This is a genomic window from Martelella alba (assembly GCF_005217455.1).
In the GTDB taxonomy this organism is placed as follows: Bacteria; Pseudomonadota; Gammaproteobacteria; order Enterobacterales; family Enterobacteriaceae; genus Acerihabitans.
In genome coordinates this window covers 128,002-142,998 of sequence record NZ_SZPQ01000009.1, presented here as the reverse complement: position 1 = coordinate 142,998, position 14,997 = coordinate 128,002, and the positions used below count along the sequence as shown (strand labels likewise).

The following is a 14,997-nucleotide window of genomic DNA, read 5'->3' as shown; positions in this document are numbered from 1 at the left end:
ACACAGGAGAAAATAATGGCTATTCGCGTTTTATACTGCGGCGACACGCAAACGGAAACCCTGATATCCGCCAAAGGCATAGACACGTTTATTCTCAACTACTACCGGGATTCCGCCAAAGTGTTGCGCGACACCCTGTCGCCCCGGCCCGGTATCGCGCTAACGCACATGTCCGCGGACCGGATCCGCGCCGAATTCCCCATGACGGAGGAACAATTCGCCGAGTGGGACGTCATTATCCTCAGTGATGTGGGTTACAATAACTTCGCGCTGCTCCCCGGAAACCGCGAGCGTATCGTGCCGATGGGGCCGGATCGCATCGGTAATTTCCGCAAATGGGTGGAAAACGGCGGCGGACTGATCATGGCCGGCGGCTACACCACCTTTTCCGGTATCGAAGGCAAGGGGATTTGGGGTGGTACGCCCATTGAGGCTCTGCTGCCGGTCACTTGCGAACGCGGCATCGACGATCGCGTAGAAGTCCCCGACGGCGCCAAGCTGGATGTGCTGCAGCCGGAGCACCCGATTCTTCAGGGCGTGACCTTTGACCCGGAGCGGATCATTCTTGGCTACAACCGGGTCTTTTTGAAGCCCGACGCCAAATTGCTGATGGAAACGCGCGGCGATGTGTTCCTGGCGGTCACCGAACCCGGTAAAGGCCGCACCGTCGCCTATACCACCGATCCGGTCTATCACTGGTGTGGTAATCTGCACGAATGGGCCGATTACGGATTGCTCTGGGAGCGCATGGTGAAATGGGCCGCGCGCGAAATTTAACGATGTCGATGGAACACTGAACGGACGGTCCGGTTTGCCGGGCCGCCCGGACGGCGAATATAAGACCCTCATGACGATTGATCATCGAGCTGTAACGATATACGACGTGGCCCGTCACGCGCACGTTTCCGTGGCGACAGTGTCGCGGGTGGTGAACGGTCAGAAGGTACGCGAGGATCTGGCCAAACGGGTATTGGCCTCCGTCGCCATTTTGGGTTTCCGTCCCAACCGTACCGCCCAGCGTCTCAGGTTGACCACCTCTCATCTCTGGGCGCTGATTGTTCCCGATTTCGAAAACTCGTTCTTTACCCGGCTGGCCCGCGGGCTTGAACAGATCTGTTTGCCGCGCAATACCTGCGTGTTCGTCGGCAGTTCCGACGACGATTCGCAAAAGGAACGGCATTACCTGGATGTCGCCATCGCCGAACGGGTCGGCGGCGTAGTCATCGCGCCCTCATCCGACAATACGGATTTGTCCGGGCTTATTGATGCCGGTATTCCGGTGGTGATTGTCGACCGGGCGTTGCCCGGCAATCCTTATGATACGGTACTGACCGATAATTTCGCCGGCGGCGCGCTGGCCGCCAACTACCTGACGTCCGCCGGCTATCGTAAAACCGTCTGTATCGCCGGCTCGCCGAACCCCACCAGCGAACAGCGCCTGGCGGGATTCGCCGCCACGGTGGAAAAAAACGCTATGCTGGAGATAGTCAGCGTTAAATACGGCAATAATCGTATTGAGGGCGGTTATGCGGTGATCCGCCAACTGCTGGAAGAAGGCGTGGTCTTTGATTCGGTGTTCGCCACCAACAACCTGATGACCATCGGCGTTATCAAGGCGTTGGACGACTGGGCGGCCATGTCCCGCGATCATCTTGGTTTCGTGGGGTTCGATCTGAATGAGATCCCGTTACTGGCCGGCAAACGCATGGCTTCCATTGACCAAAACCCCCTGGATATGGGCCGGCTGGCCGGCGAACGCATCCTGTTTCAGCAACAGGAGCAAGGCAATGCCATCGCCGAGCTGTTTGAGTTTACCCCCACGCTGGGCGGGCTGAACTGGACATTATAACCGTCCCGGCCTTGCCTCCCGCACGGGCCGCCCTCCGGCAACGGGGGATAAGCGGCGTCTATATCCGCTCAAACATTTTTTGCGCATTCTTGTCGATTCCTTGCCCATTGCCTGAGAGAAGCCTACGTCGCAAACGCTTATCCTTTTTGCCGGATATCTCAATCCAGCGGAGGACATGATGCGACGCGCAAACCTGAAGTTTTTCACCGGCCTGATCATTTTGCTATCCATCGGGGCCGCCGCGCCGGCGTCGGCCTGGCCCTATAACCCCTACCCCTGGCCGGACCCGGCGTTCGCCTGGGGACCGCCCGGACCACCCGGGCCGGTACTGTTGGTCGCGCCCGAGCCGCCAGGCCCGCAAGTGATTTATGTTACGCCCCCTGCGCCCCGGCAATGGATCGAGAAAGGTCCGCAATACCGTTATTACTGCCCTGAGCCGGCCGGCTATTATCCCGCCGTCAGCCGTTGCCCCAAGGGGTGGTTAAAAGTCGCCGGCCAGTCCGGACAATAAGGGTCCACTATGAATCGCACACTCATCACGGCATTACCGTTATTGGCCGGCCTTGCGCTGAGCGGCTGCGCCTCGACGCCTACCGCGCCGTCGGTCATGGCGCTGCCGGGCAGCAATAAAACCTATGATCAGTTCCGATATGACGATGTCACCTGCCGCAATGCGGCGTATTCCTCTCTTAGCGGCGCCGCGGATAACGCCAATGGCCGGGCGCTGGCCACGGTCGCGGCGGGTACCGCCATCGGCACGGCGGCCGGCGCCCTGCTCGGTTCGCCGGGGGGGCCCCGCGGCACCGCCAATGGGGCCGCCGTCGGCGCGGCGGGCGGTTTGCTGGCCGGCACGGCGGTGGCGGGCGGCAATAACAGCCAGGGCGCCTTACAGGATCAGTATGATATGATTTATATCCAGTGCATGTATGCCAAGGGAGAAAAGGTCCCGGCCTCCTATGCCTGGGCGCAGCAAGAAGACCCGGCCGCAGTGCCTCCCGATTATCATCCCTGAGCGTTCATCGTCCCCCGGCGGTAACATCCGTTACCGCCGTCCGCCCCGAGCAAGGGTTTATGCTGGATTTAGCGAAACAATATTTGCGCCCGGTCGCGGGAATTGTTATGTTTTTTTACAAAAATTCTGTTCGGGCGACGTTAATAACCATTATCTTCTACCCCTGCGTTTGCCAGGGGGGAACAACATACCGGCAAATGCCCCGCGCACCACTGCGCAACTGTCGTCAGCATTGATGCCATCAATTGATCTGTCCGTTATTACCCAGTAAAAACCGTCAAGGCGGTAAAAATTGAGAGAAACCATGAGTAAGTCCAAGGCCGCGTTATTTTCCGTTTTACTATTGGCAGGAACGTTACCCTTAACGCCTTCCGCCTTTGCTGACAATGGACAGGGCACCGATGTGCCGGCGCCCCCGGCCAATTTGCAGACGCCGTCTTCCGACGCGCAAGCGCCGGCGACCGATACCCAGACACCCGCCGACGCTCAGGCGCCGTCGACCGGCGCCCAGACGCCTTCCGACGCACAGGCGCCGGCCGGCCCGCATTCCTATGAACTGAAGTCGTTCTATCTCGATTCCAAGCAATACAAAATCGGCGACATCGTGCCCGATATCTACCGCAGCAAGCCCTATGAAATCGTGCAATGGCAGCTAAGGCACCTGCCGGCTCCGGACGCCGGCTCGCATTGGACTTATATCGCCGGCAACTATGTCATGATCACCGACGATATCGGTAAAATTCTCCAAGTGCAGTCCGGCGACATCTTCTTTGCCGGTTAACGGCCAACCCTGATGCGCGGGCGGGCCCATATGCCGTCCGCCCCCCATCATGGCCGCCCCCGGAAATCAGCGATCGGGGATGGCGTCGGGATCCAACCCGTAGATGTCAATCGCCGCGGACAGCGATATGCGCTCTTCTTTCAGGTCGCGCAGCACCAGGGCGCGATCCCGCGCTGTAGGATCGCCGAATCCCCCGCCGCCGGCGGCAATCATCTCCACGCTTTGCCCCGCCCGCAACACGCCGGCCCGCTGACGCAATGGCGGCGCGTCGACCGGCATGACCACCCGGGCGGTAAGCCCCGGCTGGCCGCCGGCCAGGCCGAATGGCGCAATCTGGCTATTGGTGCCGCCCGCCGAGAGGGTGGCGGTATGATCAAGTACCCGTACCCGCCGTCGCATGGTCATACCGCCGCGGAACTGTCCCGGTCCGCCCGAGTCCTGTACCAGTTCATAACGCTCTATCATGATCGGGTGCTCGCTTTCCAGCGCCTCGATGGGCAGATTTGCGGTGTTGGTGATATTGACTTGTACGCCGTCCAGCCCGTCTTTGCCGGCCCGCGCCCCCATACCGCCCCCCTGCATCTCATTGTAGACATAGAATCGTCCGGTACGCGGGTGCATACCGCTGGTGGTCAGCAGCGTTCCGCCGGTGGATCCCGCCGCCACCCGTTCCGGAATCACCGGCGACAGCGCGGCGAAGACCATATCGACCAAGCGCTGGGCGATATCGGTGCGGCTGTAGACCGCGGCCGGCGGCAAGGCGTTCAATACGCTGCCTTCGTCGGCGTGGACATGGATGGGACGATAAAAGCCTTCATTTACGGCGATATCCGGGTCAATCAACGCTTTGACGGCGAAATAGAGGGTCGCCAACAGTGCGGTATAGACCATGTTGATCGGCGCGGGCGCCTGCGGCGGCGGCGCGGGAAAATCGAAAAAAATCTCATCGCCGCGTACCGTCACCTGCACTTGCAAATCCAAAACCCCATCAATCAAATTGCTGTCGAAGTCGTGGCGAAATGCATAGATGCCGTCGGGAATACCGGCGATCCCGGCCCGGGTGCGCCGCTCGGTGGATAAGAGAAATTCCCGCGCGGCCCTGGCAATCCGATCGCGACCATACTTGTCGCACAGGTTGCGCACCCGCTGCACCCCCAGATGATTGGCGGCCATTTGCGCCCGCAAATCATTGATGCGCTCCCGCGGCACCTGGCAATTAAGCAAAATCAGTTCCTGGATATCCTGTTGCAAGACCCCGGCGCGGTATAGCCGGACCGGCGGGATCCGTAGCCCTTCCTGAAAGATATGTTTATGGCCGCGATCGACGAAATCGGAATGGTGGGCCAGGTTCGCCACCCAGGCCACCAGCGTATCGCCGTGAAAAACCGGCTCCATCAGTACAAAGTCGTTTAAATGCGTCCCGCCGCCGGTATAAGCGTCGTTGCCGATAAAGGCGTCGCCCGGACGCAGATCCGCCATATCATGATGCGCCAGGACATATTTGGCGATGCCCAGCAGCGAACCGAGATGGATAGGAATATGTTCGGCCAGCGCAATGGTGCGTCCTTCAGGATCGAAGACGGCGGTGGAGCAATCCTGGCGCTCCTTGATATTGGTGGAATAGGCCGAACGGATAACGGATTTGCCCATTTCCTCGGCAATGGTGGACAGCGCGCTGGCGATGACGGCGACGGTTATCGGGTCGCACGCGTCCGGACACGGAGCGGACGCCGGCATTAGGCTCTCGGACATGACCTATTCTTCCTCAATGATAATGTTAAGGTACTGATCGATAGTCGCGCGCTGATCCGGCAGGATCATAGTGGTCGAATCCATCTGCTCGATAATGGCCGGCCCCCGAATGATATGGCCCGGCCCCAGGCGTTCTCGGTCGTACAGACAACATGCGGCGAATCCCTGTTTTTCCGGCAGCCAGACCTGGCGTTCGCCGCGCAGGGCGCTTTCGACGCTGGCGCTTGCCGGCGGTTGCGGCCGTAATTCGGCCTTCGGCACCCGTCCCACCACGTCCAGACGCAACGTGGTGAGGTGAATCGGTTCGCCCTCGGCCGCATAGCCGTACATCTGCCGGTGAGCCTGCTCGAACGCCTGGCGCACATTCGCCAGCCCTTGCGCATCCAGCGCGCCGGCCGGACAGGGCACGGTCAACTCGTAGCCCTGGCCGCCATAACGCAGATCCGCCGCCCGGATAATCTCACGATGACCGTCGGCGATATGTTCCTGCTCAAACCAGTGGTCGGCCCGCCGCTCCAGTTCGGCGAAACCCTGTTCGATGGCGTTAAGGCCGTTTTCATCAAGGGGCAGCAGCCTGGTGACGGAGAAATGGGTGCGTAAATCGGTCAACAGCAGGCCAATGGCGCACATAATGCCCGGATGCTTGGGGATCACCACCCTCGGCATATCCAGGGCGCGCGCCAGACGCGAGGCATGAATCGGGCCTGCGCCGCCGAAACCGAACAGGGTATAATCCCGCGGGTCATAGCCCCGCTCCACGGAAATCACCCGGATGGCCTTGGCCATATTGCTCACCACCACGCTGATAATCCCCTGGGCCGTCGCCATGGCATCCATGCCGATACCGGCCCCGAGCCGCTCGATGGCCCGCATCGCCTTTTCGCGATCAATGGGCAGTCGGCCATTAAGCAGATGCGTCGGATTCAGGACTTGCAGCACCACATTGGCGTCGGTCACGGTAGGCCAATCCTCATTGCCCCGGCCATAACAGATGGGGCCGGGATCGGCGGCGGCGCTCTGGGGCCCCACTTGCAATAACCCGCCGGCGTCGATAGAGGCAATGGAACCGCCGCCGGCGCCCACGGCATGGATATCCAGCATCGGCAATTTCAACGGATAGCCGTGTACAAAGGATTCGTTGGCCATTTGCGGCTTGCCCCCGGCGATAAGCGAAACATCCGTGGACGTGCCGCCCATATCAAAGGTGATGATATCCTGGAATCCCGAAAGGGCGCCGATGGTGGTGGCGCCCATAACGCCGGCCGCCGGACCGGACAGCACGGTGCGCGCCGGGAACCGTTGCGCCGTCTCGGCGGAAATCACCCCGCCGTTGGATTGGGTGAGATGGGGACTCGCCTCAACGCCAATGGCCGACAAGCGGGGTTGCAGCCGTTGCAGATAGCGCCGCATGATAGGCCCCAGGTACGCGTTGACCACGGTGGTGGAAAACCGCTCGTACTCGCGGAATTCCGGGTTGACCTCATGGGACACGCTCACGAAGGCGTCGGGGATTTCCTCGGCCAAAATGGCTTTGATGCGCTGCTCGTGCCGAGGTTCGATATAGCTGAACAAGCAGCACACGGCAATGGCGCGCACACCCGCCTCACGCAGCCGGCGGGCCGCGCGGCGGACGCCGTCTTCATCCAGCGGCGTGAAAACGCGGCCGTCGAACAGCACCCGTTCACGCACTTCCAGGCGAAGATCGCGGCTGACCAGCAGGCGCGGCTTTTCGGTTTGCATATCGTAGAGGGCATCGCGCTTTTGCCGGCGCAATTCGATGATGTCGCGAAAGCCCTCGGTGGTCAGCATGCCGGTTTGCGCGCCGCTGCCGACGATCAGCGCATTGGTGGCGACGGTGGTGCCGTGGCCGAAGTAGTCGACGCGCACGGCGTCGCCGGCGCCATGCGCCAGCGACTCGATGCCTTGGGCGATACCGTCGGCGATGCCGATGGACGGGTCTTCGGGCGTGCTGCTCACTTTCCAGACGTGAAGGGTGCCTTGCGCGATATCATAGAGGCAGATATCCGTAAAGGTACCGCCTGAATCGACCCCGATCCTGACACGGCGTAGCGCTTCGGCAGTTGCGGCCATTGTAATCCTCTCCTGTGAATAAACCTGATCTACCTGGGGCATCCCCTTTGGCAGGGCTATTTTTGCATTGGCGTCACGTCCATGCCGAAAGTGGCTTCGGACAGTTTCTTGATGGTACCGTCGGCCTGGGCCGCTTTGATGGCCTTGTCAAACATGGCCTTGAGTTCGGTATCCCCTTTGCGCAGACCGACGCCGGAGCCCTCGCCCACCACCCCGCCCTGGAAACACGGCCCCGCCAAAACCACGTTATCGGCGCCCTGTTTTTTCACCACCCCAAGCAGGGCGTCTTTCGAACCGACAATCACATCCACCCGCTGGGACACCAAATCCAAATCCCGCGCTTCCGGCGTTTTGTATTGGCGAACCTGTACGGCGTCCTTCAGATAGGTATCCACGAACGTCACCGATGTGCCGGCCGACAGCGTGCCGATGGTTTTGCCTTTCATGGCCGCCTTGACCTTATCCATCGCCGCGGCGGTTTGCGCGGCGTCTTCCAGGGAGATGACCTTGTTTTGCGGCGGCAGCATGTTGGCCAGATCACTGCCTTTGGCGGCGGCGAAGGTATAGCACAGCGAGGCATAGGGCACGGAGAAGGCGATGGCTTTCTTGCGTTTGGGGGTGATGGCCACGTCATCGATGATGGCATCGAACTTGCCGGCGTTCAGCGCCGGGATCATGCTGTCGAAGGACTGGGCGGTGATGGTGCATGTCACCCCCATGCGCTTGCACAGATCATGGGCCAGATCGATCTCGAAGCCCCCCAGCGTGCCGTCGGGCTTGGTGAAGTTCCAGGGATAAAAACCGCCTTCCGTGACGATTTTTACCTCGGTCCATTTTTTCGGCTCGGCATGGACGGTAAGGCTGCCCAACAAGGTCATGGCGGCGGCGAAAGCGGCCCGGGTGGCGACAGACATTTTCATGGGTGATTTTCCTGTGTGAGTGAACGTGAGCACGGTGAAAAATGAAGTCTAGTTATGGTCATAGCGGGTTGCTTTTAATACGGTTTTAACCGACGCCGGACGCAAGTGCGGCGTCAACCGGTATTCGATAAACATCACAATACGGGTCAGAACAAAATTAATAGCCAGATAGATCGCCCCCGCGGCGATGAAAACCGGGATCGGCCGGTAGGTTTCCGAGGCGATATCGGCGGCAATGCCGGTAATGTCCATTAAGGTGACCAGCGACACCAGCGAGGTCGCTTTCACCATGGCGATGATTTCATTGCTGAACGCGGGCAACGCCTGCCGGATAGCGATGGGCAGAATGATCCGGCGGTACAACAGCCATCCCGACATGCCGCAAGCGGCGGCGGCCTCTTTTTCCTGGTGCGAAACGGAAAGCAGGCCGCCGCGGATAATTTCAGCCGCATAACCCGAGCTATTGATCAATAACCCCAGCAAGGCGCAGTAATAGGGTTCGCGCAATATCGGCCAAAGAAAACTATGGCGGATCGCCGGGAACTGACCCGGCCCGTAATAGATAAGAAACAACAGCACCAACAACGGCGTGCTGCGGATAACTTGAACGTAAATCCAACCGAAGGTGGATAGCAAACGATTGCCCGCCAAACGGCAAAAAGCAATCAGCAATCCCAGCAACGCGCCGCACACCAGCGACAACGCGGCCAGTTGGAGCGTCAGTGGCATGCCGGCCAACATCCGGCGCAGGCAATCGAGGATAAACGGCATATCCATCATGCCCTCCTGGCGCCGCGGGCGTAATGCCGTTCGGTAAAATGCACGATCAGACCGGAGAGGGACGCCATCACTACATACAGCACGGCGGCCGCCAGAAAGAAGTTGAACGGCATGCGGGTGGAACCCGATCCCACCTGCGCCTGACGCATCAACTCCGCCACGCCCGTGACCGACAGTAGCGAGGATTCCTTCAACAACCCCAGCCAGACATTACCGAGTCCTGGCAAGGCGTGGCGCAGGGTAAGCGGCGTCACGATTCGGCGAAAACGCTGGAAGAAACGCATACCGTAAGCTTTGGCCGCGTCCAATTCGCCTTGGGACACCACTTGAAACGCGCCGCGCAATACTTCGGTACTGAGCGCGCCGGCGATAACGCCGATGGCGATGGTCCCCGCCATAAACCCCGGCAACGCGAAAAATCCCTGTTTGCCGAAATAGCCGGCAATGGCGGTCAAAACGGTGCTGCTGCCGAAATAAAACAAATAGATCACCAACAGATCGGGGACGCCCCTCAATACCGTGGTATAGGTATCGGCCAGTGCGCGAATGAAACGGCCGCCGGCGATTTTCGCCCAAGCGCCCAAGGTGCCTATCAATAAACCCAGCACCAGACCGCTAAGGGAGGCCGCCAGGGTCACCGCCACCCCGGAGAGCAAAATCGCCCCCCAACCGTTGGCGCCGAAGCCGACCAAACTGAAAAAGCTTTCGTTATTCACCACAGGTTTCCATCCTTTATGACGCGCTGACGGGGATCGGAAGGCCGTTCAAAACTCAACCACTTTAATCAATCTAAATTATGTGAATAATAAATGCAATAATAAATTTTTAAGAAAAAAATCATTCAAACACTGACGCGCCAGGCGCCGCCAAAGAGTCATGCCTAGCGGAAATTGCCTGTGGCAGCGCCTTCGAAAAGCAGGGCGACGGGAAAACGGCGACCTGGCCGACTGCGTCTTGCGGCCTTGGAACGCGGTGGCCGCGAGCACGGCCGCCGCCGGGATTAAGAGTGATTTACCCGCTTTGCAGGGCGCGGGGCCAGGGGGAAACGACACGGCAACCGCCGCCCCGGGGGATGCGGTGGGCGACGGGAAAAGAGAAAATACGCCGTTTTCGGGCCGGCTTTTACGACTGTGTCATAAGGCCGATAATCCGTATCCGGGCGGCGCGGACCGTCCGACCGGAACCGGGGCGACCGTCATTGCGGCAGACCGCCGATGCCGGCCGCCGATCGCAACACGCCGGAGCGCACCAGTTGGCGGGCCTGCTCAAGATCATCGGCCATATACCGGTCGGCTTCAAGGGCGGGAACCGCCGCGCGGATCCGGTCTATCACCCGTTGCAACGGCGCGCTGGTGGCGAGCGGCGCGCGGAATTCAATGCCCAGGGCGGCGGCCAGCGCCTCAATGCCGATGATGGCAAACAGGTTGTCGGTCATCGGCAACAGGCGGCGCGCGCCATGGCAGGCCATGGAAACATGATCTTCCTGATTGGCCGAAGTGGGGGTGGAATCCACGGATGCCGGATGGGACATCTGCTTGTTTTCCGACATGAGCGCGGCCGACGTCACCTCGGCGATCATCATTCCGGAATTCAAGCCGGGTTTTTTCGCCAGAAATGCCGGTAAACCGTAGGAGAGCGCGGGATCCACCAGCAACGCGATACGCCGCTGCGCGATGGCGCCTATTTCGCAGACCGCCAGGGCAATTTGATCGGCGGCGAAAGCGACCGGCTCGGCATGAAAATTCCCCCCGGACACCGTGGTCCCGTCCGACAGGATCAAAGGATTATCCGTGACCGCATTGGCCTCGGTGATAAGCGTCAGGGCCGCGGAGCGCAACAGATCCAGGCAGGCGCCGACCACCTGCGGCTGGCAACGGATGCAATACGGATCCTGGACCCGCTCGTCATTGTCAGTATGGCTGACCAAAATAGCCGAATCCGCCAGCAGAGCCCGCAATCCCGCCGCCGCGTCGATCTGGCCGCGATGGCCGCGCAGCGTCTGGATATCGGGATGAAACGGCGCGGCGGAACCCATGGCCGCATCGGTGGACATGGCGCCGGTAATCAGCGACGTCACGGCGGCGCGCTGCGCCCGGAATAATCCCGCCAGCGCCAACGCGGTGGAAGTCTGGGTGCCATTGATAAGCGCCAGCCCCTCCTTGGCGGCCAGGACCACCGGCTTCAGACCGGCACGGGTCAGGGCGTCGGCGCCGGACAAACGAACGCCTTCATGAAAAGCCTCGCCCTCGCCCAGCATCACCGCGGCCATATGAGCCAGCGGCGCCAAATCGCCGGACGCGCCCACTGAGCCTTTTTCGGGGATGACCGGGATAACGCCGTTAGCCAGCATGCCCTCAATCAACCGTATCAGTTCGAGCCTCACCCCGGAAGCGCCGCGGCCCAGGGAAATCAGCTTGAGCGACATAATAAGCCGGACGATATTTTCCGGCAAAGGCGCGCCCATGCCGCAACAATGGGACAAAATCAAATTACGCTGCAACGTCGCCACATCCTGGCTGTTGACCTTGATCGACGCCAACTTGCCGAAACCGGTATTGACCCCGTAAACCGGCGCATCGCCGGTGGCGATGGCGGCGATGCGGGCGGCGCCCGCCGCGACATATTTATCGAATTCGCCATCCAGCCGGGCCGGTTCACCCGTCCAGTACACGGATTCCAGCATGGCCTGGGTGACCTCCCCCGGTGTTAATAGGATGCTCATAACCACCTCGAAATAAAAAATACCGAATACGTCGGCCTCGGACGAAAACGATTTTCGCCATTGAGGAATAAAAAGGGGTTGCGCCCTTTATTTGCGCGTTACCGGCCTGCCGGCAACACACGCCCCTTCCAGTCGCTTGAATTTTCACGCCTGGAGACAGGAGAATCTACCGCTTTGCCCGGTTGTGGAATCCATCGGCTATGTGACGCGCCGGCCAATCCCCTGGCCGGCGGAAGGGTTAACGGGTAAAAACTTTTCGCTTTCTGGATGAATGGTCAAGATGATCCAGACGGCTTTGCGCTTCGTTTTTCATGTGATTGCACATGGCATCCAGCAAAACCGACACCATCATTGTGGGAGCGGAATAAGAATCAAAGACCAGACTGGTGTTAATAGGTACTTGCAGCAACATATCAGACCAGCGCGAATAATCCGCCAGACTGGCATCGGCCACCAGCGCCACCGTCAGACCGATCTCCCTGGCGAATTCCAACGCGCGTACCGTCTCGCGCGGAAACAACGGCATCATGAACGCCAGCACGCATGTGCCCCCGGCGGCCTTAACTTGTTCCAGCCGGTCCTCGTTAATGGAGCCGCCGCCGGTCAGCAGCCGGATATCCGGATGCACCTTCGCCGCGAAATAAGCGAATTGCGCCGCCAAACCGCAGGATGCGCGCAGACCAAGCACCGCAAGAGGCCGGGAGGACGCCAGCGCCGCGCCGAAACGATCTATCAGGCTGTCATCGGCCAGCATGTTGCTCAGCTCTTCCAGATTATGCATCTCGGCCTGCGCCGCCGCCTGATAACGGTTGGTCAATATTTCCGCCCGGGGTTCGCCGACGCTGAGGCCGGAGCGAAGATGCCGGCGCATTTCCAGATAGCCGTCGAACCCCAACGAGGTGGCGAAGCGGGTGACGGAAGGCTGGCTGACATTGGCCAGTTTCGCCAGTTCGAGACTGGAAAGAAAACCGATTTCGTTGCTGTTTTCAATCAGGCATTGCGCAATGCGCCGCTGCGCCGGCGTGAGCCGTTGCCCCTGGGCGCGCCGGTCCAGCTCGGCATAGATGGCCTGCCGCTCGTTTTGCGCGCTGGCGGAACCGCCGTTTGGCAAATCAGGAAGGGGAGTCGTCTTTTCGAGTTCGCTGTCAGCCATGGTTATTCCTGTGCGAAGGGCGCCGAGCTCAGCGATAAGATCCCTGTCGGCCCCGGTTAACACCGCCTGATAAGCCCGCAGTCTATACAACTTTACAATTTATCGCTACCGGACGGCGTCGACGGCGCGCGAACGCGCCGCTGAATACCGCGTCAAACGGCCGGTTTGACCACCGAGGCCATGGAGAGCAATTCTCCCGGCTTGCGATGCGGAAAAGCGACGCCCAGGTTCCAAGGGAAAATATAATGGATCCAGCGGTGCATCCGAATCACATACGTCATCATGGCCCCGGTCAATTCCACATAATCCTCTTTGGATTCCAATGTATCCAGCGCATCGGAGTACATTTGACCGATTTGGTGCATATGGGTCAGACCCAGATCAGTCATAAATTCGAAGACATTGAATGTCGCGGTCAAAAACTCGCGCGTGATTCGGGTTAGCGTGGCGAGTTGCATATCCTCATATTGGGATATTTTCAGAAACCGATACATCACATCGGCGCCGACCAGCATCAAATACGCCTCAAGATGGACCAGCACGGAAAAAGACTGCTCGCCGCTGCCCGCCCCGCTGTCGATGACGCCCCAGCGAATTTTGCGGATTTCCTCCGGCTCCTCCAGCCAGACGCGATCGATTTCTTGTTCAATGGCGACTTTGGCCTCGCGCCAGTGGCCGGTAAAGCGGGTAATGGTCATCAGGCGGCCTTCCTTACGATGATTTCAACAGTAGTGCGCCTCGGCTGCGCAACCGTGCGTTCCCAGACATGCGCGCCCAAACGGCTCAAGGTTTGCAAATCCTCGGCGAGCACTTCGCCGAATTTATTCACCTTTGCGCTTTCCGTGATACGGCCGTAGGTCAGGCAAATGGTTTGACCGGGGGCGTAAAGATAGACCGCGCCCGGCGTCCGCTGCACCATGTTGCTGCGACCCAGGTGTACGATCCGGGTCGGCATCCAGACGGCCTCGCCAGAGACCACCACATGCCCCAGGACACTGCGCAGCGGCAACTGGGCCAATACCTGTTGTACGACATCGGGGTTTTCATCATGCAGAAGTCTGGCCCTGAAGGTCAGCGCCAGTTCGGGCACGTGAAACTCAAGCGTATCCGTGGATGACATCATCTTCTCCGGTGATAGGGGTTGTTGCATTTTTTTATTATGAATAATTACATTCTTAAAGTAAATGAATAAATAAATTCTTTCACAAAACAAAAATCAGGAGGGAGAGATGAAATCGACGCCCAGGGCGGCCGCTTTCCTTGCCGGCCGCCTTGAGGCAATGTGTTGGGAGGTTTAGGGGATCAGGCGCATCAATGCAAAGCGCTATCAAGCAAAATAGCGGTAATGATGCCGGTGGCGGCGGCCACCAACATATAGTTACCGTCGACATAGGACCAGTAGTATCCGGCCGGCGGCGCATACAGACCACGGGTGCGCCAGTCGTCGATCCGGTAATGGGGCCCGCGATAGGGCGGCGGCAATGGACGGCCGCGCCAGAAATCGTGACCGCGCCAGGCGAAATGATCCCGTTCCCTGCCCTGAAAATGGTGCGGCGCCGGGCCGCCGCCCGGAGGGCCCTGGCGGTAATGGTTCTCAGGATGGCCCTGGGGACCGGAATGCCCCTGCGGACCGGAATGCCCCTGCGGACCGGAATGCCCCTGGGGACCGGAATGCCCCTGCGGACCGGAATGCCCCTGCGGACCGGAGTGCCCTTGCGGACCGGAATGCCCCTGGGCGCCCGGTTGTTGGTGCCATTGCTCATCCTGATGACCGGGGGCGCCATCGGCATACGCGGCGGCAGGAAGACCGGCGCTTGTCGTAATCAGGGTGATGACTATTGCCAACGTTGTCTTGTTCATCGTCATGCTCCTAATCAATGATGACCGGCTAACACCGGAATGGCGCCATAATACGTCAGCCAATTGAAAGGGAAATC

Annotated in this window: 15 protein-coding genes; 5 read left to right on the top strand and 10 right to left on the bottom strand. The window is 59.9% G+C overall.

The features are described from left to right. Positions 1 to 15 precede the first annotated feature (15 nt). The 5 genes from FCN80_RS08410 to FCN80_RS08390 all read left to right on the top strand — a co-directional run bounded on the left by FCN80_RS08410 (position 16) and on the right by FCN80_RS08390 (position 3,642). Positions 16 to 777 (top strand): glutamine amidotransferase, encoded by a 762-nt coding sequence (locus FCN80_RS08410; RefSeq protein ID WP_170975342.1) that lies wholly within the window; start codon positions 16 to 18, stop codon positions 775 to 777. Positions 778 to 883: 106 nt separating this feature from the next. After that, the gene (locus tag FCN80_RS08405) at positions 884 to 1,849 is read left to right on the top strand and encodes a LacI family DNA-binding transcriptional regulator (RefSeq protein ID WP_170975341.1); all 966 of its coding nucleotides are present in this window, start codon (positions 884 to 886) and stop codon (positions 1,847 to 1,849) included. 175 nt (positions 1,850 to 2,024) lie between these two features. Next, on the top strand, positions 2,025 to 2,360 hold the full coding sequence (locus tag FCN80_RS08400) for a hypothetical protein (protein WP_230492562.1): 336 nt from the start codon (positions 2,025 to 2,027) through the stop codon (positions 2,358 to 2,360). Positions 2,361 to 2,369: 9 nt separating this feature from the next. Then, a complete protein-coding gene (locus FCN80_RS08395; RefSeq protein WP_136989707.1) occupies positions 2,370 to 2,861 on the top strand; it encodes a glycine zipper family protein in 492 nt (163 codons plus the stop codon). 304 nt (positions 2,862 to 3,165) lie between these two features. Further along, the gene (locus FCN80_RS08390) at positions 3,166 to 3,642 is read left to right on the top strand and encodes an RcnB family protein (protein WP_136989706.1); all 477 of its coding nucleotides are present in this window, start codon (positions 3,166 to 3,168) and stop codon (positions 3,640 to 3,642) included. Between the two features lie 66 nt (positions 3,643 to 3,708). Here the strand turns inward: FCN80_RS08390 and FCN80_RS08385 are convergent, their stop codons facing one another. From FCN80_RS08385 to FCN80_RS08340, 10 genes are all read right to left on the bottom strand, one after another. Next, positions 3,709 to 5,394: a hydantoinase B/oxoprolinase family protein gene (locus FCN80_RS08385; protein WP_230492561.1), complete on the bottom strand. Its 1,686-nt coding sequence runs from the start codon at positions 5,392 to 5,394 to the stop codon at positions 3,709 to 3,711. A 3-nt stretch (positions 5,395 to 5,397) separates the two neighbouring features. Then, positions 5,398 to 7,485, bottom strand: coding sequence for a hydantoinase/oxoprolinase family protein (locus FCN80_RS08380; RefSeq protein ID WP_136989705.1), 2,088 nt, complete (start codon positions 7,483 to 7,485; stop codon positions 5,398 to 5,400). A gap of 56 nt (positions 7,486 to 7,541) precedes the next feature. Next, on the bottom strand, positions 7,542 to 8,405 hold the full coding sequence (locus tag FCN80_RS08375) for a transporter substrate-binding domain-containing protein (RefSeq protein WP_136989704.1): 864 nt from the start codon (positions 8,403 to 8,405) through the stop codon (positions 7,542 to 7,544). A 48-nt stretch (positions 8,406 to 8,453) separates the two neighbouring features. Beyond that, complete coding sequence (locus tag FCN80_RS08370; RefSeq protein WP_136989703.1) at positions 8,454 to 9,182, bottom strand: ABC transporter permease; 729 nt, start codon at positions 9,180 to 9,182, stop codon at positions 8,454 to 8,456. Further along, positions 9,182 to 9,901 carry an ABC transporter permease gene (locus FCN80_RS08365; protein ID WP_136989757.1) on the bottom strand — a complete coding sequence of 240 codons (720 nt, stop codon included), beginning with the start codon at positions 9,899 to 9,901 and terminating at the stop codon, positions 9,182 to 9,184. The genes FCN80_RS08370 and FCN80_RS08365 overlap by 1 nt, the downstream gene beginning before the upstream one ends. Positions 9,902 to 10,380: 479 nt before the next feature. Further along, a complete protein-coding gene (gene hutH, locus FCN80_RS08360) occupies positions 10,381 to 11,907 on the bottom strand; it encodes a histidine ammonia-lyase (RefSeq protein ID WP_136989702.1) in 1,527 nt (508 codons plus the stop codon). A gap of 238 nt (positions 11,908 to 12,145) precedes the next feature. After that, the gene (locus tag FCN80_RS08355) at positions 12,146 to 13,060 is read right to left on the bottom strand and encodes a MurR/RpiR family transcriptional regulator (RefSeq protein WP_136989701.1); all 915 of its coding nucleotides are present in this window, start codon (positions 13,058 to 13,060) and stop codon (positions 12,146 to 12,148) included. Positions 13,061 to 13,212: 152 nt separating this feature from the next. Then, a complete protein-coding gene (locus FCN80_RS08350) occupies positions 13,213 to 13,758 on the bottom strand; it encodes a cucumopine synthase-related protein (protein WP_136989700.1) in 546 nt (181 codons plus the stop codon). Then, positions 13,758 to 14,183 (bottom strand): DUF3830 family protein, encoded by a 426-nt coding sequence (locus FCN80_RS08345; protein WP_230492560.1) that lies wholly within the window; start codon positions 14,181 to 14,183, stop codon positions 13,758 to 13,760. Before FCN80_RS08345 ends, FCN80_RS08350 begins: the two co-directional genes overlap by 1 nt. A gap of 188 nt (positions 14,184 to 14,371) precedes the next feature. Beyond that, positions 14,372 to 14,920: an RcnB family protein gene (locus tag FCN80_RS08340; protein ID WP_136989698.1), complete on the bottom strand. Its 549-nt coding sequence runs from the start codon at positions 14,918 to 14,920 to the stop codon at positions 14,372 to 14,374. Positions 14,921 to 14,997: the final 77 nt, after the last annotated feature.

Bases quoted from the DNA above. Each gene is read 5' to 3' on its own strand.
- FCN80_RS08385 (WP_230492561.1), bottom strand. From the start codon at position 5,394: ATGTCCGAGAGCCTAATGCCGGCGTCCGCTCCGTGTCCGGACGCGTGC.
- FCN80_RS08390 (WP_136989706.1), top strand. From the start codon at position 3,166: ATGAGTAAGTCCAAGGCCGCGTTATTTTCCGTTTTACTATTGGCAGGA.
- FCN80_RS08370 (WP_136989703.1), bottom strand. From the start codon at position 9,182: ATGGATATGCCGTTTATCCTCGATTGCCTGCGCCGGATGTTGGCCGGC.
- FCN80_RS08410 (WP_170975342.1), top strand. From the start codon at position 16: ATGGCTATTCGCGTTTTATACTGCGGCGACACGCAAACGGAAACCCTG.
- FCN80_RS08375 (WP_136989704.1), bottom strand. From the start codon at position 8,405: ATGAAAATGTCTGTCGCCACCCGGGCCGCTTTCGCCGCCGCCATGACC.
- FCN80_RS08340 (WP_136989698.1), bottom strand. From the start codon at position 14,920: ATGAACAAGACAACGTTGGCAATAGTCATCACCCTGATTACGACAAGC.
- hutH (WP_136989702.1), bottom strand. From the start codon at position 11,907: ATGAGCATCCTATTAACACCGGGGGAGGTCACCCAGGCCATGCTGGAA.
- FCN80_RS08400 (WP_230492562.1), top strand. From the start codon at position 2,025: ATGATGCGACGCGCAAACCTGAAGTTTTTCACCGGCCTGATCATTTTG.
- FCN80_RS08345 (WP_230492560.1), bottom strand. From the start codon at position 14,183: ATGATGTCATCCACGGATACGCTTGAGTTTCACGTGCCCGAACTGGCG.
- FCN80_RS08395 (WP_136989707.1), top strand. From the start codon at position 2,370: ATGAATCGCACACTCATCACGGCATTACCGTTATTGGCCGGCCTTGCG.
- FCN80_RS08380 (WP_136989705.1), bottom strand. From the start codon at position 7,485: ATGGCCGCAACTGCCGAAGCGCTACGCCGTGTCAGGATCGGGGTCGAT.
- FCN80_RS08350 (WP_136989700.1), bottom strand. From the start codon at position 13,758: ATGACCATTACCCGCTTTACCGGCCACTGGCGCGAGGCCAAAGTCGCC.
- FCN80_RS08355 (WP_136989701.1), bottom strand. From the start codon at position 13,060: ATGGCTGACAGCGAACTCGAAAAGACGACTCCCCTTCCTGATTTGCCA.